This window comes from Ruegeria sp. TASC047, from assembly GCF_059612445.1.
The window spans coordinates 1-18882 of record NZ_JBXWQP010000017.1 but is presented as its reverse complement, the minus strand read 5'-3'; the positions used below and the strand labels follow the sequence as shown (position 1 = coordinate 18882).

The following is an 18882-nucleotide window of genomic DNA, read 5'->3' as shown; positions in this document are numbered from 1 at the left end:
CATGAGCCTTTTGCAGATCCGTAATCTGACTGTCGAGTTCGCCACATCTTCCGGCAGTTTTCGCGCCGTGGACGGTGTCGATCTGTCGGTCGACAAAGGCGAGTTGCTGGCCATCGTTGGCGAAAGCGGTTCGGGCAAGTCCGTGTCGATGCTGGCACTGATGGGCCTGCTGCCCTGGACCGCCACGATCACCGCCGATGAGATGAGCTTTGAGGGCCGTGACCTGTCCGGTATCTCGGCCCGCGAACGGCGCAAGATCATTGGCAAGGACATGGCGATGATCTTTCAGGAACCGATGTCCTCGCTGAACCCCTGTTTTACTGTCGGGTTCCAGATCAAAGAGGCATTGCGCATCCACCTTGGCCTGAACCGAAAAGAGCGTCATGAGCGTGCGGTCGAATTGTTCGATCAGGTTGGCATTCCCGCGCCTGAAAGCCGTCTGAATACCTTTCCGCATCAAATGTCAGGGGGCATGAACCAACGGGTTGTGATCGCGATGGCCATTGCCTGCAAGCCCAAGCTGCTGATTGCAGATGAACCGACCACCGCGCTGGACGTGACCATTCAGGCGCAGATTCTGGACCTGTTGATCCGGTTGCGTGATGAGCATGACATGGGTCTTGTTCTGATCACCCATGACATGGGTGTCGTTGCGGAAACCGCCGAGCGGGTTCAGGTGCAATATGCTGGGCAAAAGGTTGAAGAACAGCCTGTCAGGGATTTGTTCCGAACCCCCCGCCATCCCTATACCACGGCCCTGCTAAGTGCTTTGCCGGAGCGGGCGACGTCCAAGATTCTGCCGACGATTTCAGGTGTTGTCCCGGGGCAATTCGACCGTCCAAAAGGATGCCTTTTCAGCCCAAGGTGCCGCTTTGCCGATGCGACCTGCGCACAAACCCCGCCGAGACCTCATGCCGAGGCGTTTGGCAAGGCGCGCTGTCACCATGTTGAAAAGATTGCCGCCGGAGAGCTGGTATGACCGCACCTATCGTTCAGGCCAAAGACCTGGCCCGGTTTTACACGGTCAAAGGTGGGTTGCTGTCCAAACCCGCTACCGTAAAGGCACTGTCGGGGGTGGATTTCGACCTGCTGCCAGGAAAAACACTGGCCATTGTCGGAGAGTCAGGCTGTGGCAAGTCTACGCTGGCCAGACTGATTACAATGATCGAAGAACCTACCTCGGGCAGCCTGACGATCAACGGGGTCGATATTACCCCTTCGCAATGGAGCAAGATGCGAGAGACGGTACAGATCGTCTTTCAAGACCCCTATAGCTCGTTGAATCCGCGTCAGCGCATCGGGCAGATCCTGCAGGAACCGCTGATTATCAACCGGCCACAGATGACAGCCGCCGATCGCGAAAAGCACGCTCGCAAGATGATCGAGATGGTGGGTCTGCGCCCGGAACATTATGACCGCTATCCGCATATGTTCTCGGGTGGGCAGCGCCAGCGGATCGCCATTGCGCGAGCGCTTATGCTGGATCCCAAGGTGCTGGTTCTGGATGAACCTGTCTCGGCGCTGGATGTTTCGATTCAATCGCAGATCCTGAACCTGCTGGTCGATCTTCAGGAACGGCTGAACCTGGCCTACCTGTTCATTTCACATGACTTGTCGGTTGTCCGGCATTTCGCCGACGACGTGATTGTCATGTATCTGGGGCGCGCGGTTGAAAAAGGCCCGAAAGAGCAGCTGTTCGCGGCACCCCGACATCCGTACTCCAAGGCGTTGCTCTCCACGACGCCCCGTGCCGACCCGGATGCCCGGAAAGAGCGGATCAAGCTGGAAGGCGAATTGCCGTCACCGATGAATATCCCGAAAGGGTGCGCTTTTGCGCAACGATGCTGGCTTGCGACGGACCAGTGCAGGCAAACATTGCCTGAACTGGATGACGAAACCCATCAGGTCGCGTGTCTGCACCCTCTTTTCTGAAGAACCAGATGGCAGACGAAAACGCCCGGGCCATAGGACCGGGCGTCAGGAAGTCCGCACGTCCTTGAAGGCGTCAGAGCCCCCATTTCTCGCGGTTTGCTTCAAAAAAGCCTTCTGCTTTTTTAACCTCGATCCAGTTGTTCACATAGTTGATCCAGATCTGATCGCTTTGTGGCAGAATCATTGCAATCGGCGAGGGTGAACGGGCGCCGGCGTTTTTCACGCGGATAACAGGAAACTTCTCCTCTAGTGTCGAGCCCTCGATGTTCGAAGTGATGAACACGTCAGCACGACCGGCGATTACTTCCTGAAAACCGCGGGCCGGGGCCTCAACCACTTTGATCTCGGCGTTCGGGAACCATTCGCGGACCCGTTTTTCAAACGTGGTGCCCAAAGTCGTGGCGACCTTCACATCAGCCTGGTTGATCGAGTCATAGCCGTCGAATTTGTCGGCCTTGTCCTTGGTGGTGTAGGGGTAGAGTTCCACAGAAATATAGCTGTCGGAAAAACCCGCAACTTTCATCCGCGGTGGTGAAATTGATGCCGACCCGGTCAGGTGGTACTTACCCGCGACCACGCCATTCACCAAAGTTTTCCAATCGGTTGGCACATATTCGACCTCAACCCCCAGATCAGCGGCCAATGCATTCATGATGTCGATGTCGTAACCTTTGTAACTGTTTGTTGCCGGGTCGCGCAGTGTCATCGGGTTCCAGTCACCTGTGGTCCCAACTTTGAGCACGCCGGAATCCAGCACTTCGTTCAGCGCAGATTGCGCCTGCGCGGCACCTGACATTGCAAGTCCAAGCACGGCCGCAGCCGCGACTTTCAAAAAGGTGTTCATAAACGTCTCCTGTTGGTTATGTTTCGAGCTTGTGGCCGTATTGTTCATTGATTTAAGCGCAAAGGGAAAGATAACCTCAAGAAAATATTATACTGGGACTAAAACGGAGGCCGTTCATCTTATGCCAGACGCCGCAATCGAACTTGTGGACGTGAACAAGTGGTTCGACACGTTTCACGTTCTCAAGGACATCAATTTGACGGTCAACAGCGGTGAAAAGGTGGTGATCTGTGGGCCTTCTGGATCAGGAAAATCGACGATCGTTCGATGTATCAATCGGTTGGAAAAACACCAGAAAGGCACTATTCGGGTGGATGGGGTCGAGTTGACGGATGACGCTAAGTCTGCGGCAACCATACGGTCCGAGGTCGGAATGGTGTTCCAGCAATTCAACTTGTTTCCGCATCTGACCGTTTTGGAAAACCTGACGTTGGGTCCGATCAAGGCGCGCGGTCTTGGCCGCAAAGAGGCTGAAGAAAAAGCGCGCCACTATCTGGATCGGGTACATATCCCCGATCAGGCGGACAAAAAGCCCATGCAGTTGTCTGGCGGTCAGCAGCAACGCGTGGCCATCGCGCGATCCTTATGCATGGAACCGCGCGTGCTGTTGTTCGATGAACCCACGTCGGCTCTGGACCCCGAGATGATCTCGGAAGTGTTGGAAGTTATGGTTGAGCTGGCGAATGAGGGCATGACCATGGTGGTCGTGACCCACGAGATGGGATTTGCCCGCAAAGTTGCCGACAAGATGATCTTCATGGATGCCGGTGAGATTGTCGAAGAAGGCAAGCCGGAGCATTTCTTTACCAACCCTCAGTCTGACCGCTGTCGCAAATTCCTGTCTCAGATACTGCAGCACTGAGAGGGGCAGATGAAAAAACTTCTACTAATCGTACCTTTGCTGCTGGCAGGCTGTTCTTCATCCCAGACCTGGGGCTGGTATGTGATCGACCCGACTACAGCATCGGGGTGGATCAATGTGAAATTCCTGATCTCGGGGATGGGTGCAACGATTCAGATTTCACTGATCGCCGCCGTGCTGTCGATCGTCATCGGATTGCTGGTGGCCCTGCCGGGATTGTCCGAAAAACGTGGCTGGCGGCTGGTCAACCGTGTTTACGTTGAATTCATTCGGGCCATTCCCTTGCTGCCGATGCTGTTTTGGGTCTTTTACGGCTTGCCCATCGTGTTCAAGTCGATGGGCATGAACGTACCAATTGACCCGTTCTGGGGTGCAATCATCACCCTGGCGATTTCCGACAGCGCCTTCACTGCGGAAATTTACCGTGCAGGCATTCAATCCATTGCGCGCGGTCAAAGCGAAGCGGCGCAGACCATCGGGCTGAACTATGTGCAGACCATGCGCTACGTGATCCTGCCGCAGGCAATCCGGCGCATTCTGCCGCCCTTGGCAAACCAGTTCATCTACATCGTAAAGATGAGTGCATTCGCCAGCGTCATCGGGATGCAGGAACTGACCCGCCGCGCGAATGAGCTGGTGGTTACGGAATACCGCCCGTTGGAAATCTATACCCTGTTGATCTTTGAATACCTGATCCTGGTTCTGATCATCAGTGCGGGTGTGCGCTGGCTGGAGCGTCGTATGGGCGCGGACGAGCGCGGATAAGGAGAATGGATATGGACTGGAAAGCTTTCATGGCCGAGACCGAGGCCAATATCGGAACCTTTTCAAAGGAAGTGCCCGAAACCGTGCGCGGCTTTGGCATCATGGGCAAGGCCGCCAAGACCAATGGCGCACTAAGTGAGAAAACCAAGGAATTTATGGCCCTTGGCATCGCCATTGCGACCCGCTGCGACAGCTGCATAGGGTTTCACGTGCGTTCCCTTGTCCGGCTGGGTGCAACCCGAGACGAAATGTGCGAGGCATTGGCGATGGCGGCCTATATGGGCGGCGGGCCGTCTTATGCTTACAGCGCCAAAGCGTTGAAGGCTTATGATGTGTTTTCCGGGTAATTGCCGCGCAAATCACCAAAGCGGATTGTGATCAGCCGTTTGGTTCCGGTTTCATTTGCCCCATGCCTCCCGCGTTTTCTTCTGCGGTTTTGCGAATAATTGCACCGATTTTCAGAAGGTTTTCGCCCAGCGGGTTGGTCTTTCGCCAGATCAGGCCGATGGTTCGGGTTGGTGGGGTGTCCTGAAAGCGGGCGATGGACACATCGGCAGACCGGGTTTCCAGTCCCACGGCCATTTCCGGTATCAGCGTTACACCGATGCCCGCCCCGACCATCTGCACCAGTGTGGACAGAGAACTGCCCTCCATAATGTGCTGCGGTTCGATATTGCGGATCGAACAGAAGGAAAGCGCCTGATCTCTGAAGCAGTGCCCTTCTTCCAGCAACAACAGCCGCATCGTTCTGAGCTGTGACGAACTTGGCATTGGCAACCCGGCGTCCCGCGCCGGGCGAACCAGCAGAAAGTCTTCGTTAAACAACGAAAATTCTCGAAGGCTGGGCTCCGATACCGGCAAAGCGACAACGGCAAAATCCAGTCTTGAGTCCAAAATTTCGCCGATCAGGGTTTGGGTGATGGTCTCTTTGGGCTCGATCGTCAGCTGTGGGAATCGTTGCGACAGTGCCTTGATGATTGATGGCAGCAAGTAAGGCGCGACGGTGGGGATGACCCCGATTCTGATGCGACCCGACAAGGGACCAGCGGAAGATTGCACAAGATTCCCCAAATCTTCGACCCGCGTCAGGATTTCGCGGCCATGTTTTAGGACATCTTCGCCAAGCGCGGTCAGGCGCGTCTCGCGCGCTGCGCGTTCGACCAAGGGGCCACCCATGATGGCCTCCAGCTCTTTGATTTGTATGGAAAGCGCGGGTTGCGAAATCGCGCTGGCCGCCGCGGCTTTGCCAAAATGGCGGTAGGTGGCAAGCGCTTCAAAGTAGCGCAGGTGTTTAAGCGTGAGTGACTTCATAGAAAAAACTAATCACAATGATAGTAATTACAAATTTCCAATTATCGAAACTTTGGGATACGAGTCAAGACATCTGAACCCCTCAGTAAATACTCAGGAGATTTTCAATGGACGGCAATCCCCACAATCATCAATCCGGCGGCTGCCCAGTCTTGCATGGCGGGAACACGGGCACAGGCAACTCTGTCACCAAATGGTGGCCGGATGCGCTGAACCTGGACATTCTGAGCCAGCACGACACCCGCACCAACCCGATGGACGCGGATTACAACCACCGCGAAGCGGTCAAAGGGCTGGATTTCAATGCTGTTCGTGCTGACGTCGAAGCGTTGCTGACCGACAGTCAGGACTGGTGGCCAGCCGATTGGGGCCACTATGGCGGCCTGATGATCCGTCTGGCGTGGCACTCTGCCGGGTCGTACCGCCTGGGGGATGGTCGCGGCGGCGCAGGTTCGGGCAACATCCGTTTTGCACCGCTGAACTCGTGGCCGGACAATGCCAGCCTTGATAAAGCGCGCCGTCTGCTCTGGCCGGTGAAAAAGAAATACGGCAACGCGCTGTCCTGGGCAGACCTGATTGTTTTGTCGGGAACGGTTGCCTACGAATCCATGGGTCTGAAGACCTTTGGCTTTGGCTTTGGCCGCGAAGATATCTGGGGCCCGGAAAAAGACGTCTATTGGGGGTCGGAAAACCAGTGGTTGGCCCCGTCCGAGAACCGCTATGGCGATCTGGAAACACCCGGAACGCTGGAAAACCCGCTGGGCGCGGTGCATATGGGCCTGATCTATGTGAACCCAGAAGGTGTGAACGGCAACCCGGATCCAGCAAGAACTGCGCTGCACATCCGCGAAACCTTTGCCCGCATGGCGATGAATGACGAAGAGACCGCCGCGTTGACCTGTGGTGGTCACACGGTCGGCAAAGCGCATGGCGCGATGGCGGGCGATCATATCGGCGCCGAACCCGAAGCCTGCCCGGTCTCCGGTCAGGGTCTGGGATGGGACAACCCCGATCAAAACGGCAAGGCAACCAACGCGTTCACTTCTGGTATCGAGGGTGCGTGGACGAAAAACCCGACCAAATTTGATATGGGCTTTTTCGATTACCTGTTCGGCTATGAGTGGGAATTGGGTAAATCGCCCGCGGGTGCACAACAGTGGCAGCCCATCGACATGCCGGAAGAGGAAAAGCCGGTCGACCCGACCGACCCTTCGGTTCGGCGTATGCCGGTCATGACCGATGCGGACATGGCAATGAAGATCGATCCTATTTACAACGCGATCTGTCAGAAGTTCATGGCTGACCCGGATTACTTTGCTGACACTTTTGCCCGCGCGTGGTTCAAGCTGACCCACCGCGATATGGGGCCACGTGTCAATTACTATGGCCCAGACGTCCCGTCAGAAGAGCTGATCTGGCAGGACCCGATCCCTGTCGGTTCGACCGGGTATGACGTCGATGCCGTCAAAGCAAAGATCGCCGACAGTGGTCTGACCGCGGTCGAGATGATCACCACCGCGTGGGACAGTGCCCGTACCTTCCGTGGCTCGGACAAACGCGGCGGCGCAAATGGTGCGCGTATCCGTCTGGCACCACAGAAAGACTGGGCAGGGAACGAGCCCGAGCGTCTGGCAAAAGTGCTGGGCGTGCTGGAGCCGATTGCAGCGGAAACCGGTGCCTCGATCGCCGACGTGATCGTTCTGGCGGGTAACGTCGGTCTGGAACAGTCGATCAAAGCCGCAGGCTTTGACGTGACGGTTCCGTTCTCGGCCGGTCGCGGCGACGCAACGGATGAGCAGACCGATGCCGATAGCTTCTCGGTGCTGGAGCCGTTGGCGGACGGGTTTAGAAACTGGCAGCTGAAGGAATACGCGGTATCACCCGAGGCGATGATGCTGGACCGCGCGCAACTGCTGGGTCTGACCGCTGCGGAAATGACGGTTCTGGTGGGTGGCCTGCGTGTGCTGGGCGCCAATCATGGCGGCTCGGCGCATGGGGTCTTCACGGATCGCGTGGGTCAGTTGACCACCGACTTCTTCGTCAACCTGACGGATATGTCGCTCAGCTGGCACCCGGTTGACGGCGGCACATATGAGCTGCGTGACCGTGCCTCGGGTGAGGTCAGGTTCACCGCTACCAGCGCGGATCTGGTCTTCGGCTCGAACTCGATCCTGCGTGGCTACGCCGAGGTCTATGCCCAGGACGATAATGCCCAGAAGTTCGTGCGCGACTTCGTGGCGGCCTGGACCAAGATTATGACCAACGACCGGTTCGATCTGGTAGCCTAAGTCGAAAATTATCAGGCGAGGGAAACCTCGCCTGATATTGTGTTCGGGCTGACATCTGATAGTGCCCGATTATCCCGCGATCACATTCTGTTTTTGAACACCCAGGCCTTCGATGCCCAATTCCATCGTGTCGCCGGGTTTCAGATAGACTTGCGGGTTTTGCCCCATGCCCACACCTGGCGGAGTTCCGGTCGAGATCACATCGCCCGGTTGCAGGGACATGAATTGCGACAGGTGTGAGATCACAGTTGCCACCCCGAAATGCATCGTCCGGGTCGAGCCATCCTGATAACGGTGGCCGTTGACCTCAAGATACATCGGCAGGTTCTGAGGGTCTGCAACCTCGTCCCGCGTCACCAGCCATGGACCGATGGGGCCGAATGTGTCTGCCGACTTGCCCTTGACCCACTGCCCCGAGCGGTGAAGCTGAAAATCACGTTCCGACAGGTCATTGACCACACAATAGCCCGCGACGTGATCCATCGCTTCGGCCTCGGAGATGTATTTCGCTTCCTTGCCGATCACCACGCCCAATTCGACCTCCCAGTCGGTCTTGACGGACCCGCGCGGGATTTCCACCGTGTCGTTCGGCCCGATAATGGCCGATGTCGCCTTGAAAAAGATCACAGGTTCCTGCGGCAATTCCATACCGCTTTCTGCCGCGTGGTCGGCATAGTTCAGGCCGATGCAAATGAACTTGCCCACTTGGCCGACACAAGCCCCTAAACGGGTGTTGCCTTCAACGATCGGCAAGTCCTGTGCATCCAGCGCGCGCAGTCGCGCCAACCCTTCGTCGTTGAGAACATCACCCGATATATCGTCGATGACGCCTGACAGGTCGCGAATTGTGCCATCGTCGTGCAGCAACCCGGGCTTTTCTGCACCCAAGGCGCCAAACCGCAGTAGTTTCATATTGTGATCCCTTTCAGATTAAATCGCCCATCCGCCATCAATGGCAAAGGGCTGACCTGTGGTAAACGCGCTGCTTTCACTCGCAAGGTAGAGCGCCAGTTCGGCAATCTCGTCGGCAGTCCCAATGCGCCCCATTGGCTGGCGGGCGATGAAATCCGTCATCGCCTTTTCGTAATCGCCCGTCGCCCGCAAACGCTCGTGCAGGCTGGGGCTGTCGACGGTGCCGGGGCAGATGGCATTACACCGGATGCCCTGCGTGACAAAATCGGCGGCGATCGACTTGGTCAGGCCAATTACGGCAGCCTTTGATGCGCAATATACAAACCGGTTCGGAACACCCTTCATCGACGAGGCGACCGAGGACATATTGATGATCGACCCCCCGCCGTTGTTCAACATCGCGGGCAGGGTCAGACGGATCAGGCGATACATGGCCTTCACATTAAGATCGAAACTGAAATCCCAGTCGTCCTCTTCGCACTCAAGAATGGTCCCGTTTGCCACGTAACCCGCGCAATTGAACAGGATATCCAGCGGTGGCAATTCAGCTACGGCACGTTTCACGGCATGCGCGTCTGTCACGTCGAGATGGATTGGAGAGATCCTGTCGATCTCCGAAAGCCCGGCCAAAGTGGTTTCGTTGATGTCGCTGGCAAAGACATGCGCGCCTTCGGCTGCGAACAGTTCGGCCGTGGCACGTCCGATGCCCTGTCCAGCGGCGCTGATGAATGCGGTTTTGCCTTTTAGTCGGTCAGAAGGCTGATGCGATGTCATTCTGGTCCTCATGATTTTCCCGAAGCCGGGTGGTGTGTTGGGGATAACTGCCTTGTTGTTCGCGCCTCAGGGAAAAGATTGGGCAGGATCAGCGGGCGCAAAGCTGTGCGTCGGTTGTTTGGGGTTCAATGCAGCACCGTCAAATCCTGATGTGATATGCCTTGGCCGCATTCCCTCCAAGGATGGCCGCACGGTCATTGGAGGAAAGTGCGTTTAGCAGTTCATCGGTTGCATCGATCCATCGTTCATAGCTGCTGGCCAGTGTGCAGACAGGCCAGTCGCTGCCCCAGATCAACCGCAATGGTCCGAACGTGTTCAGTAGGTGATCCACATAGGGGTACAGGTCCCGAACCGTCCAGTCAGGCGCAGCTTCGGTGACAAGACCGGACAGTTTGCAGAACGCGTTGGTGTCCCGCGCGATGGCGGCCATGTCTTCGGCCCACCCGTCAAGTACACCCTCCCGGATCAGAGGTTTTGAGCCATGGTCAATCACAACCCGCATGTCCGGGTGCCGCGCAAGAAGTTGACGCAACGGCCCAAGGTGCTGGGGCAGGGTGAGGGCATCGAAAGTCAGATCGTTAGATTGGGTGGCATCAAAGGCAGGCGTCAGTGCTGCGCCGAGCATCCAGTTCGGATCAGCGATATCCTGAATCATTGGCCGCAGACCAACCAAAGCGGGATGAGCGGCAAGCTTGGCGATTTGCGCGCTCGCATCCGGAGTGTCAAAATTGACCCAGCCAACCACACCTTTGATAAAAGGTGTCTTGTCCGCCAGTGACAACAGGTACTCCGTTTCGGCAACGGTCGGCGCTGCCTGAACCAGAATTGTCCCGTCGATGCCCTGTGCTTGCAACAACGGCGCAAGATCATCTGGCCCGAAGTCCCGGTAAATCTGGCTCAAGTCCGGTGTCAGCCACCCATAGTCACCACGCGCCAGTGCCCAAAAATGCTGATGGGCGTCGATCTTCACGCGATCACGCCTTTCTTCAGGATGATGTTGCCGTACAGCCTGCGCTCGCCGGTCTGAATGATGGCAAATGCGGATGCCGCGCGTTGGTAGAAGTCGAACCGGTCCAGACCCTGAATTTGCGCGGGGTTGTCAGCCTGCGCGTCGATGATCTTCTGGAAATCCGCGACGGCCTCGGGCACGGCTTCGGGATCACCGACAACCTGCATGGTCAGCACGGGGTCGGGCACGAATGTATCCAGCGGCATGACAGACAACACAGCGCCAAGCAGATCACTTGCCGTTGAACCATCCGCACGGATGCAGTCAGGCCCAAGGCTGGAGCCTGGGAAATTGGCGTCCGCAATAACGATGTCATCGCCATGGCCCATGGCGCGCAGGGCGTACAGCAACTCAGGAGACAACAGCGGGTCGAGGTTACGCAGCATTGACAGGTTCCTTGGGCGAGGGGGCATTTGGCCGGATCAGGCCTTCGGTACGCAGGTCTGACCAAAGCTGGGCGGGGATAGTCCGCTCCAGCAGGGCGACATTGGCTTGAACCTCGGCCGCATTGACAGCGCCCGGAACAACCGTTTTCACGGCGGGATGTCCCAAAACAAATTGCAGCGCGGCTGCGATCAACGGTGTGTCATGGGCCGCACAGACAGTTTCGATCCTGCGCACCCGTTCAAGAACATCCTCAGGCGCATCGGAGTAGTTATACTTGGCCCCAGGCACCGCTCCGGTGGCGAGGATACCTGAGTTATACGGCCCGCCCAGAATGATGCCCACATCGCGTTTCTCGCAAAGTGGCAGAAAACTGTCCAAAGCTTGCTGCTCCAAAAGCGTATACCGACCTGCCAGCAGGAACCCGTCGAAATCGCCAAGACCCAGCAGTTTTTCGCAAACCTGCCATTCGTTCACACCCGCGCCAATCGCAGCGATCTCACCTGCATCGCGCAGTTCAACCAGCGCCTTGTACCCGCCGCCATCGAACAACTCACGTACTTTGGCGTCTGACATTTCCTGACTGCCCTGACTGAAAGCGCAGACGTCATGCACCAGAAGAATGTCCGCATTGGCAACACCTATCCGGTCCCGGCTTGCCTCATATGACCGCATGACGCCGTCATAGGTATAGTCGAACACAATGCGTTTCTGTGGTACGTCTACAAACGCTTCAGGCGTCACCTCATGTGGTTCGCAATCCAGCAGCAGGCGGCCGATTTTGGTCGATAGCTGAATGTTCTCACGCCCAAACCGCCTGATCGCTTCGCCAAAGCGATACTCGGACCGCCCCAACCCGTATTGCGGCGCGGTGTCGAAGAACCGGATGCCTGCGTCAAAAGCGGATTGCAACGCAGCCTGCGCATCAGCATCCGAGACCTTGCGATAAAGATTGCCCAAAGGCGCCCCGCCAAACCCCATGCGGGTTAGTGTCACGGGCCAGGACGTCCTGTTGTTCAGAAGGGCGGTTTGCGAAACGGTCATCCTGCCTCTCGGGTGTTTTGGGGGTTTAAATTGAACAGCTGCGGTCTTTCCTGTTGTAGCCGTTCGATCCGAGGCATCAGTTGCCCAAGGTGATGGCGCATGGCGTCTTGTGCTGCACGTTCATCATGGGCGCTGATGGCATCGAATATCGCCCGGTGTTCGGCCAGTGTTTCCGCGATGCGGCCGGGTGTCGGCAACAGCAACATCCGCGCGCGGCTGACCTGCAGCGACACGGCCTGCGCTACATCCGGCAGGCGCAGCATCCCGGTGAACGCCATCAACAGGGCGTGGAATTCCTCATCCGCGTGATAGAACCCGGCAATGTCGTCATCTTCGATCAACAGCTCTTGCAGGCGCACGTTGCGGCTCAGCTTTTTGCGCTGATAATCGGTCAGGTCACGCGCAACCTTGGCCACTGTTGCCAGCTCCAGGGCCTCTCGCAGAAAGGCGCCTTCGCGGATCTCATCCATCGAGAAATAGGACACGCGTGTACCCGATTGCGGCACCACATCCACCAGCCCTTCTGCGGCAAGCCTGGTGATGGCGTCCGCGACAGGTGCGCGGGATACACCCAGGCGCGTGCAGATCGGTGCCTTTCTCAGATTGGCACCGGGTGGGAAATCCAGTGCCAGGATCGCCTGTTTGATGGATTGGTAAACCCTCTGCGCAAGCGATCCCTCAAATGTTGAAATGTCGGGCAGGCGGGTGGCGTCAATGTCGTATGGGTCGTTCATGAATCTGAACTATCATACTAACATGTTAGTTGACAAGAGTGGATTATCCCCGTAGCTCTGTGGCGAACAAGCGGGGAATCCATGCACCCAGTTTCAGAGATCAAAACCCCGGGAGGCCCGGCCCGTGACACAATCCGGCTGAACCCGGATGACAACGTGATCATCGCGTTGCGCGACCTGAAGGCCGACGCGCAACCGGATGGGATATCGATACGGCTTCCCACGGACATCGCACGCGGGCACAAGATCGCCACCGCCCCGATTGCGGCGGGTGAGAATGTGATCCGCTATGGACAGATCATAGGTCAGGCCAAAGCGGATATCGCCGCGGGCGAGCATGTTCATGTCCATAATCTGGGTATGGGGGCGCATCAGCAGGACTACGCATATGCAAGCGCGAACGCGCCGCTGCCCGAGATTTCAGGCGACCGTATCTTCCAGGGCTTCCACCGCGCCGATGGCAAGGTAGGCACGCGCAACTACATCGGCATTTTGACAACGGTGAATTGCTCAGGCTCCGTGGCGCGGTTCATCGCCGAAGCCGCCGAGAAACGGGGCTTATTGGACGCGTACCCGAATGTGGACGGTATCGTCCCGATCGTTCATGGCACTGGATGCGGCATGTCGGGCAAAGATGAAGGCTACGCCACACTGTTTCGGACATTGGCTGGGTATGCCCAGCACCCGAATTTCGCCGGTATCCTGCTGATCGGTTTGGGGTGCGAAGTGATGCAGGTGGCCGATCTGGTTGGGGGTCGTCCGATCCGTCCTGATGGCGTGCTGCGTTACATGACCATTCAGAGTGAGGGCGGCACACGCCGTACCATTGAACGTGGATTGAACGAGCTGCGCGGGATTGCCGACCTCGCGAACAAGGCCGAACGCAAACCTGCGCCGATCAGTGCGATAACGGTTGGAATGCAATGCGGCGGGTCAGATGGCTATTCCGGGATCACCGCCAATCCTGCTTTGGGCTATGCGTCGGATCTGTTGGTGCGGCATGGCGGTACGACGATCCTGTCCGAAACCTCGGAAATCTATGGCGCGGAACACCTTTTGACCCGGCGGGCCGAGACCGTTGAGGTCGGCGAAAAGCTGATCGAACGCATTCGCTGGTGGGAGGGATATACTCACCGCAACGGCGGCGAGATGAACAACAACCCAAGCCCCGGCAACAAGCGTGGCGGGTTGACGACCATTCTTGAGAAATCGCTTGGCGCCGTCGCCAAAGGCGGCACCGCGCCCTTGCGCGGTGTTTACAAGTTCGGCGAGAAAATCGACAAGGCCGGCTTTGTTTTCATGGACAGCCCCGGTTTTGATCCATGCTCGGTCACGGGGCAGGTAGCGTCAGGCGCGAACCTGATCGTGTTCACCACCGGGCGGGGCTCGGTTTCGGGATATCAACCAACACCCTGCATCAAGCTTGCAACCAACTCCGAAATGTATGCCCGGATGTCGGAAGACATGGATCTGAACTGTGGGGATATCGTCACAGACGGTGTGAGCATTGAGGCAAAAGGCGAAGAGCTGTTCGAAATGCTGATCCGCGTCGCATCGGGTGAACAAACAAAAAGCGAAGAACTTGGCTTTGGTGGGGTCGAATTTGTGCCCTGGCAAATCGGCGCGGTGATGTAGGCGGCACCACCCCTTGGGGAGAGGGGTGTTTGGGAGGATAAATGACAAAACTGGTCGACATGTCGGGGATCGAGAAACACTTTCCCGGAGTCCATGCGCTGAAATCAGTGCAGTTCGATCTGGTGCCCGGTGAAGTACATGCGCTGATGGGTGAGAACGGCGCGGGAAAAAGCACGCTGATGAAGATCCTCTCGGGGATTTATCAGCGCGACGGTGGCACATTGCAAATCGAAGGGCGTGATGCAAACCCAACCACGCCACGCGAGGCGCAGGCTTTGGGTATCGGCATCATCCATCAGGAACTGAGCCTGATGAATGATCTGACGGTGGCACAGAATATTTTTATCGGCCGCGAACCTCGTAAACGGTTTGGCCGACTGAACGATGCTGCGTTGAATGTACAGACGGCCGAGATTTTCGCATCCATGAACCTAAACCTCGACCCCAAGGCGCAGGTCGGCAGTCTGACCATTGCGAAACAACAGATGGTCGAGATCGCCAAGGCCCTTTCTTACCGGTCCAGGGTTCTGATCATGGATGAACCGACCGCGGCCCTGAACGATGCTGAAATTGCCGAGCTGTTCGTGATCATCCGCCGTCTGAAGGCTGAAGGCGTGGGCATTGTCTATATCAGCCACAAAATGGATGAGCTGAAGCAGATTGCTGACCGGGTTACGGTGATGCGCGACGGAGAGTACGTTGGCACCGTTGACGCGGCAGCAACGCCGATCAGCCAGATTATCGCGATGATGGTAGGTCGCGAAGTCAAGGAAGAGCCGCTGGTTCCCCCCGATCTGAGCGATGCGGAAGTTTCGCTGGAAGTGACCGGACTGTGTCGGGGTCACGAAATCCGCGATGTCAGCTTCTCGGTGCTGAAGGGTGAGATATTGGGCTTTGCCGGGTTGATGGGTGCCGGACGTACCGAAGTTGCGCGGGCAATCTTCGGGGCAGATCCGAAGGATAGCGGAGAAATCCGGGTGCATGGGCAGGTGGTCTCGATCCGCACGCCATCCGATGCCGTCAAGGCGGGCATTGGCTATCTTTCCGAGGATCGCAAGCATTTCGGCCTGGCCACCGGGATGAGCGTTCGCGACAATGTTGCCCTGGCGTCGATGGATATGTTCACCGGACGTGTCGGTGTTCTGAACGATGGTGAAATCAGCACGACGGCCAAGGGTTACATCACGCAGCTGGGCATTCGCACGCCTTCGGACACGCAGGAGGTGCGTCTTTTGTCCGGCGGCAATCAGCAGAAAGTTGTCATTGCCAAATGGCTGCTGCGGGATTGCGATATCCTGATTTTCGATGAGCCCACGCGCGGTATCGACGTGGGCGCAAAATCTGAAATCTACAAGCTGCTGGAAGAACTGGCCGGTCAAGGCAAGACGATCATCGTGATTTCGTCGGAACTGCCCGAGATCATGCGCCTAAGCCATCGCATTGCCGTGATGTGCGAAGGCCGACTGACCGGCATTTTGCCGGGCGGCAAAGCCACCACTCAGGAAGACATCATGCATCTGGCGACGCAGCGGGCGGCGGCGATGCAGATAACAGGAACAGCGTAATGACCTCAGCAACGGAAATCGAAAAGAAAAGCCCGCTGGCGGGGCTCTCGGAAAGCGGCGCCTACCAAAAGCTGCTGGCCTTCGCCAGCTTGATTGCCTTGCTGATCGGGTTTTCAATCGCGTCGCCGAACTTCATGCAAACTTCGAACATGATCGCCATCTTGCAGGCGACATCGGTCAATGGGGTGCTGGCGGTTGCTGCAACACTGGTCATCATAACTGGCGGGATCGACCTCTCCGTGGGAACTCTGATGACGTTCTGTGCCGTTATCGCCGGTGTCGTGCTGACCTATCTCGGAATGCCACTGTTGTTGGGGGTTACGGCAGCGATTGCGGCGGGTGCGTTCTGCGGGCTGTGCTCGGGCACCTTTGTCGCCAAGATGAAAATCCCGCCCTTCATTGCCACGCTGGGTATGATGCTGATCCTAAAAGGGTTGTCGCTGGTGATATCCGGCACGCGGCCCATCTACTTCAACGACACGCCGGGCTTTGACCAGATTTCGCGCGGGTCGCTGATCGGAGAGGTTTTTCCCGCATTGCCGATCCCCAATGGCGTGCTGATCCTTTTCCTTGTTGCCATTGCAGCTTCGTACATTCTGGGGCGCACGGTTCTGGGCAGATACACCTTTGCGCTGGGATCAAACGAAGAGGCGGTGCGCCTATCGGGGGTGAATACCGATCTTTGGAAGATGCGCATTTACGCTCTGGCAGGTGGGATCTGCGGTATCGGTGGAATTCTGATCGCGTCGCGACTGAATTCGGCGCAGCCCGCACTGGGGCTTGGCTACGAGCTGGAAGCCATCGCTGCCGTCGTGATCGGGGGCACGTCCCTGTCCGGTGGGCGTGGTACAATCCTTGGAACCCTGATCGGTGCCCTGATCATGGCAGTTCTGACCAATGGTTTGCGGGTGCTGTCCGTCGCGCAGGAATGGCAGACCGTTGTCACCGGCGCGATCATCATTCTGGCCGTTTATGCCGATATGGCGCGGCGCAGGAAGACAGGTTGAACAGTCACAAAAATCAGAAACGAAGACCAACTGGAGGAGAAGACATGCTAACACGTCGTTTCATTTTGGGGGCCCTGAGTGCGGCCAGCCTTTCGATACCTGCAACTATGTCATCAGCGGAAGACATATATATTCCGCTGGTGTCCAAAGGGTTTCAGCACCAGTTCTGGCAGGCGGTAAAGTCCGGTGCGGAACAGGCCGCCGAGGAATACGGTGTCACGATCACCTTTGAAGGCCCGGACAACGAAACCATGGTGGATCGTCAGATCGACATGCTGGCGGCGGCCTTGGCCAATAACCCCAAGGCCATCGGTTTTGCCGCTCTGGACAGCCAGGCCGCTATTCCACTGTTGAAGCAAGCTGATGAAAAGGGCATTCCGATCATTGCCTTTGACAGTGGCGTTGACAGCGACATTCCGGTTTCTACAGCAACAACAGACAATCAGGCCGCGGCTGCGCTAGCTGCGGACAAGATGGCCGAGATGATCGGCGGCAAAGGCAAAGTGGCCGTTGTTGCACATGACCAGACCAGCCGCACAGGCATCGACCGGCGCGACGGCTTCGTCAATCGCATTGCCGAAAAATACCCGGACATCGAAGTTGTCACGGTTCAATACGGTCAGGGTGACCACCTGAAATCGACCGAGGTGACCAAAGCGATCCTGACGGCGAACCCCGATCTGAATGGCATCTTCGGCACCAACGAAGGCTCGGCCATCGGTGTGGTGAACGGGGTGCAGGAACTGGGGACCGAGGGGCTAGTCATCATCGGATATGACAGTGGCAAGGCCCAGAAAGATGCGATCAAAAGCGGGCTGATGGCGGGTGCAATCACTCAGAATCCCGTGGGCATCGGGTATGAAACCGTCAAGGCTGCTGTGGCCGCGATGAAGGGCGAAGAAGTTCCTGCCCTGATTGATACCGGGTTCTACTATTACGACGCATCCAACATCGACGATCCAAAGATCGCGGCAGTGCTGTACGACTGATCTTCATTGTCATACTTGTTCCTGGCTCTTGGTTCTCCAAGGGCCAGAAGCTTGTCAGAATCCCTGCATTAGCATGTCGACGCCGGCGGTGATCTGCGCAAAGTGATCATCAAGGTTGTCGACCGGCGATTTCAGAATGCCCACCGGAACGGCAGCCATGAATTGGGTTGCCATTACAAACGGTTTGCCCTGGATATCAAAGACGGGATTGAGCCGGGTGGCTGGGATCGGCGCGGTCGCTTCGGGAAGCAGGGGCACGACGACGCGTGTGTTCAACCCGCTCAGCAGATCGCTCTGGATGTCCAGAAGATACCCGTCACCTGACGGGTTGGGGAACACGTCGTATTTTGGCATCAGAACTGTCGGTAGGTGTCCAGCGGTAAGCCATTACGCTCGACATACGCGTTGGAACTCTCAAGTGCGGCCTTGTTTTCGGCTTTCCAGCGCTCAGCTTTTGTACTGGCGACTGCGGCCCGAATGCCGTCTTCGGCTGCGCGGGAAAGATTGATCTTCAGATCCCGCGCCTCGGACAGCATATCGCCATCCAGTGATAGATTTGTCGGTTTACGAGATGGAGCATTCATTTGATTACCCTCTGAACTGCGCCATTTTACCATCACACGATATGCGCGTCAAACATGCGCATATTACGTGAAGCGTGGAAGCCCTCTGTTCAATGTCACGTGGCAATCAGGAGGTTTTTGGCCTGAAAAGAGCTTTGCGCTCAGTTCTTGCCTCCCCGATTATTCTGCGACTTTTTGTTTGTGTTTATTGAACTGTTGGTCGAAGAGGTTTTTGAAGGGTCCGTTTTTCTGCATGAGTTGGTC

The 18882-nt window shown here is 57.0% G+C and carries 20 protein-coding genes; 10 read left to right on the top strand and 10 right to left on the bottom strand.

From position 1 onward, the window contains the following. The first annotated feature begins 1 nt into the window (after position 1). Complete coding sequence (locus tag AC2FLO_RS02035; RefSeq protein ID WP_480508272.1) at positions 2-979, top strand: ABC transporter ATP-binding protein; 978 nt, start codon at positions 2-4, stop codon at positions 977-979. Further along, positions 976-1932, top strand: coding sequence for a dipeptide ABC transporter ATP-binding protein (locus AC2FLO_RS02030; protein WP_496754671.1), 957 nt, complete (start codon positions 976-978; stop codon positions 1930-1932). Before AC2FLO_RS02035 ends, AC2FLO_RS02030 begins: the two co-directional genes overlap by 4 nt. Positions 1933-2005: 73 nt before the next feature. Here the strand turns inward: AC2FLO_RS02030 and AC2FLO_RS02025 are convergent, their stop codons facing one another. Then, positions 2006-2776, bottom strand: a complete 771-nt coding sequence (locus tag AC2FLO_RS02025; protein ID WP_496754672.1) for a transporter substrate-binding domain-containing protein — start codon at positions 2774-2776, stop codon at positions 2006-2008. Between the two features lie 121 nt (positions 2777-2897). On the opposite strand from AC2FLO_RS02025, the gene AC2FLO_RS02020 reads away from it, so the two are divergent. From AC2FLO_RS02020 to AC2FLO_RS02010, 3 genes are read left to right on the top strand one after another with little or no spacing between them, the layout of a single operon-like run. Next, positions 2898-3638 carry an amino acid ABC transporter ATP-binding protein gene (locus tag AC2FLO_RS02020; RefSeq protein ID WP_480588705.1) on the top strand — a complete coding sequence of 247 codons (741 nt, stop codon included), beginning with the start codon at positions 2898-2900 and terminating at the stop codon, positions 3636-3638. Between the two features lie 9 nt (positions 3639-3647). Continuing rightward, entirely contained in the window at positions 3648-4403 is a 756-nt protein-coding gene (locus tag AC2FLO_RS02015; protein WP_267365874.1) for an amino acid ABC transporter permease, read from the top strand. 11 nt (positions 4404-4414) lie between these two features. Further along, the gene (locus tag AC2FLO_RS02010; RefSeq protein WP_480588704.1) at positions 4415-4750 is read left to right on the top strand and encodes a carboxymuconolactone decarboxylase family protein; all 336 of its coding nucleotides are present in this window, start codon (positions 4415-4417) and stop codon (positions 4748-4750) included. Positions 4751-4781: 31 nt separating this feature from the next. Here the strand turns inward: AC2FLO_RS02010 and AC2FLO_RS02005 are convergent, their stop codons facing one another. Beyond that, complete coding sequence (locus AC2FLO_RS02005; protein WP_480588703.1) at positions 4782-5714, bottom strand: hydrogen peroxide-inducible genes activator; 933 nt, start codon at positions 5712-5714, stop codon at positions 4782-4784. A 107-nt stretch (positions 5715-5821) separates the two neighbouring features. Here AC2FLO_RS02005 and katG point away from each other — a divergent pair, with 107 nt between their 5' ends. Beyond that, the gene (gene katG / locus AC2FLO_RS02000) at positions 5822-8002 is read left to right on the top strand and encodes a catalase/peroxidase HPI (RefSeq protein ID WP_480588702.1); all 2181 of its coding nucleotides are present in this window, start codon (positions 5822-5824) and stop codon (positions 8000-8002) included. Between the two features lie 69 nt (positions 8003-8071). Here katG and AC2FLO_RS01995 read toward each other — a convergent pair whose 3' ends face one another. The 6 genes from AC2FLO_RS01995 to AC2FLO_RS01970 form a co-directional block, all read right to left on the bottom strand. Next, entirely contained in the window at positions 8072-8914 is an 843-nt protein-coding gene (locus AC2FLO_RS01995) for a fumarylacetoacetate hydrolase family protein (protein ID WP_496754676.1), read from the bottom strand. A gap of 18 nt (positions 8915-8932) precedes the next feature. Beyond that, positions 8933-9688: an SDR family oxidoreductase gene (locus AC2FLO_RS01990; protein WP_496754678.1), complete on the bottom strand. Its 756-nt coding sequence runs from the start codon at positions 9686-9688 to the stop codon at positions 8933-8935. 139 nt (positions 9689-9827) lie between these two features. After that, positions 9828-10658, bottom strand: coding sequence for an amidohydrolase family protein (locus AC2FLO_RS01985; RefSeq protein ID WP_496754680.1), 831 nt, complete (start codon positions 10656-10658; stop codon positions 9828-9830). Beyond that, on the bottom strand, positions 10655-11083 hold the full coding sequence (locus AC2FLO_RS01980; RefSeq protein WP_480588698.1) for an RbsD/FucU family protein: 429 nt from the start codon (positions 11081-11083) through the stop codon (positions 10655-10657). The genes AC2FLO_RS01985 and AC2FLO_RS01980 overlap by 4 nt, the downstream gene beginning before the upstream one ends. Then, complete coding sequence (locus tag AC2FLO_RS01975) at positions 11073-12125, bottom strand: aldo/keto reductase (RefSeq protein WP_496754682.1); 1053 nt, start codon at positions 12123-12125, stop codon at positions 11073-11075. Before AC2FLO_RS01975 ends, AC2FLO_RS01980 begins: the two co-directional genes overlap by 11 nt. Further along, positions 12122-12859: a GntR family transcriptional regulator gene (locus AC2FLO_RS01970; RefSeq protein ID WP_496754684.1), complete on the bottom strand. Its 738-nt coding sequence runs from the start codon at positions 12857-12859 to the stop codon at positions 12122-12124. The genes AC2FLO_RS01975 and AC2FLO_RS01970 overlap by 4 nt, the downstream gene beginning before the upstream one ends. 81 nt (positions 12860-12940) lie before the next feature. Between AC2FLO_RS01970 and AC2FLO_RS01965 the strand changes: the two genes are divergently transcribed. The 4 genes from AC2FLO_RS01965 to AC2FLO_RS01950 are packed head-to-tail and all read left to right on the top strand — an operon-like array spanning position 12941 to position 18055. Continuing rightward, on the top strand, positions 12941-14494 hold the full coding sequence (locus AC2FLO_RS01965; protein ID WP_480588695.1) for a UxaA family hydrolase: 1554 nt from the start codon (positions 12941-12943) through the stop codon (positions 14492-14494). Between the two features lie 41 nt (positions 14495-14535). Further along, positions 14536-16059: a sugar ABC transporter ATP-binding protein gene (locus tag AC2FLO_RS01960; RefSeq protein WP_480508298.1), complete on the top strand. Its 1524-nt coding sequence runs from the start codon at positions 14536-14538 to the stop codon at positions 16057-16059. Continuing rightward, positions 16059-17066 carry an ABC transporter permease gene (locus AC2FLO_RS01955; protein WP_480588693.1) on the top strand — a complete coding sequence of 336 codons (1008 nt, stop codon included), beginning with the start codon at positions 16059-16061 and terminating at the stop codon, positions 17064-17066. Before AC2FLO_RS01960 ends, AC2FLO_RS01955 begins: the two co-directional genes overlap by 1 nt. A 44-nt stretch (positions 17067-17110) precedes the next feature. Next, positions 17111-18055, top strand: a complete 945-nt coding sequence (locus AC2FLO_RS01950; protein WP_209506853.1) for an ABC transporter substrate-binding protein — start codon at positions 17111-17113, stop codon at positions 18053-18055. A gap of 54 nt (positions 18056-18109) precedes the next feature. On the opposite strand, the gene AC2FLO_RS01945 is transcribed toward AC2FLO_RS01950, so the two are convergent. Together AC2FLO_RS01945 and AC2FLO_RS01940 are read right to left on the bottom strand one after the other, a co-directional pair. Continuing rightward, a complete protein-coding gene (locus tag AC2FLO_RS01945) occupies positions 18110-18409 on the bottom strand; it encodes a CcdB family protein (RefSeq protein ID WP_480484665.1) in 300 nt (99 codons plus the stop codon). Next, the gene (locus AC2FLO_RS01940) at positions 18409-18639 is read right to left on the bottom strand and encodes a type II toxin-antitoxin system CcdA family antitoxin (protein WP_480539822.1); all 231 of its coding nucleotides are present in this window, start codon (positions 18637-18639) and stop codon (positions 18409-18411) included. The genes AC2FLO_RS01945 and AC2FLO_RS01940 overlap by 1 nt, the downstream gene beginning before the upstream one ends. Positions 18640-18882 lie beyond the last annotated feature (243 nt).

Excerpts from the sequence above, each read along its gene's own strand:
- AC2FLO_RS02035 (WP_480508272.1), top strand. The coding sequence starts at position 2 with ATGAGCCTTTTGCAGATCCGTAATCTGACTGTCGAGTTCGCCACATCT.
- AC2FLO_RS02030 (WP_496754671.1), top strand. The coding sequence starts at position 976 with ATGACCGCACCTATCGTTCAGGCCAAAGACCTGGCCCGGTTTTACACG.
- AC2FLO_RS02025 (WP_496754672.1), bottom strand. The coding sequence starts at position 2,776 with ATGAACACCTTTTTGAAAGTCGCGGCTGCGGCCGTGCTTGGACTTGCA.
- AC2FLO_RS02020 (WP_480588705.1), top strand. The coding sequence starts at position 2,898 with ATGCCAGACGCCGCAATCGAACTTGTGGACGTGAACAAGTGGTTCGAC.
- AC2FLO_RS02015 (WP_267365874.1), top strand. The coding sequence starts at position 3,648 with ATGAAAAAACTTCTACTAATCGTACCTTTGCTGCTGGCAGGCTGTTCT.
- AC2FLO_RS02010 (WP_480588704.1), top strand. The coding sequence starts at position 4,415 with ATGGACTGGAAAGCTTTCATGGCCGAGACCGAGGCCAATATCGGAACC.
- AC2FLO_RS02005 (WP_480588703.1), bottom strand. The coding sequence starts at position 5,714 with ATGAAGTCACTCACGCTTAAACACCTGCGCTACTTTGAAGCGCTTGCC.
- katG (WP_480588702.1), top strand. The coding sequence starts at position 5,822 with ATGGACGGCAATCCCCACAATCATCAATCCGGCGGCTGCCCAGTCTTG.
- AC2FLO_RS01995 (WP_496754676.1), bottom strand. The coding sequence starts at position 8,914 with ATGAAACTACTGCGGTTTGGCGCCTTGGGTGCAGAAAAGCCCGGGTTG.
- AC2FLO_RS01990 (WP_496754678.1), bottom strand. The coding sequence starts at position 9,688 with ATGACATCGCATCAGCCTTCTGACCGACTAAAAGGCAAAACCGCATTC.
- AC2FLO_RS01980 (WP_480588698.1), bottom strand. The coding sequence starts at position 11,083 with ATGCTGCGTAACCTCGACCCGCTGTTGTCTCCTGAGTTGCTGTACGCC.
- AC2FLO_RS01975 (WP_496754682.1), bottom strand. The coding sequence starts at position 12,125 with ATGACCGTTTCGCAAACCGCCCTTCTGAACAACAGGACGTCCTGGCCC.
- AC2FLO_RS01970 (WP_496754684.1), bottom strand. The coding sequence starts at position 12,859 with ATGAACGACCCATACGACATTGACGCCACCCGCCTGCCCGACATTTCA.
- AC2FLO_RS01965 (WP_480588695.1), top strand. The coding sequence starts at position 12,941 with ATGCACCCAGTTTCAGAGATCAAAACCCCGGGAGGCCCGGCCCGTGAC.
- AC2FLO_RS01960 (WP_480508298.1), top strand. The coding sequence starts at position 14,536 with ATGACAAAACTGGTCGACATGTCGGGGATCGAGAAACACTTTCCCGGA.
- AC2FLO_RS01955 (WP_480588693.1), top strand. The coding sequence starts at position 16,059 with ATGACCTCAGCAACGGAAATCGAAAAGAAAAGCCCGCTGGCGGGGCTC.
- AC2FLO_RS01950 (WP_209506853.1), top strand. The coding sequence starts at position 17,111 with ATGCTAACACGTCGTTTCATTTTGGGGGCCCTGAGTGCGGCCAGCCTT.
- AC2FLO_RS01945 (WP_480484665.1), bottom strand. The coding sequence starts at position 18,409 with ATGCCAAAATACGACGTGTTCCCCAACCCGTCAGGTGACGGGTATCTT.
- AC2FLO_RS01940 (WP_480539822.1), bottom strand. The coding sequence starts at position 18,639 with ATGAATGCTCCATCTCGTAAACCGACAAATCTATCACTGGATGGCGAT.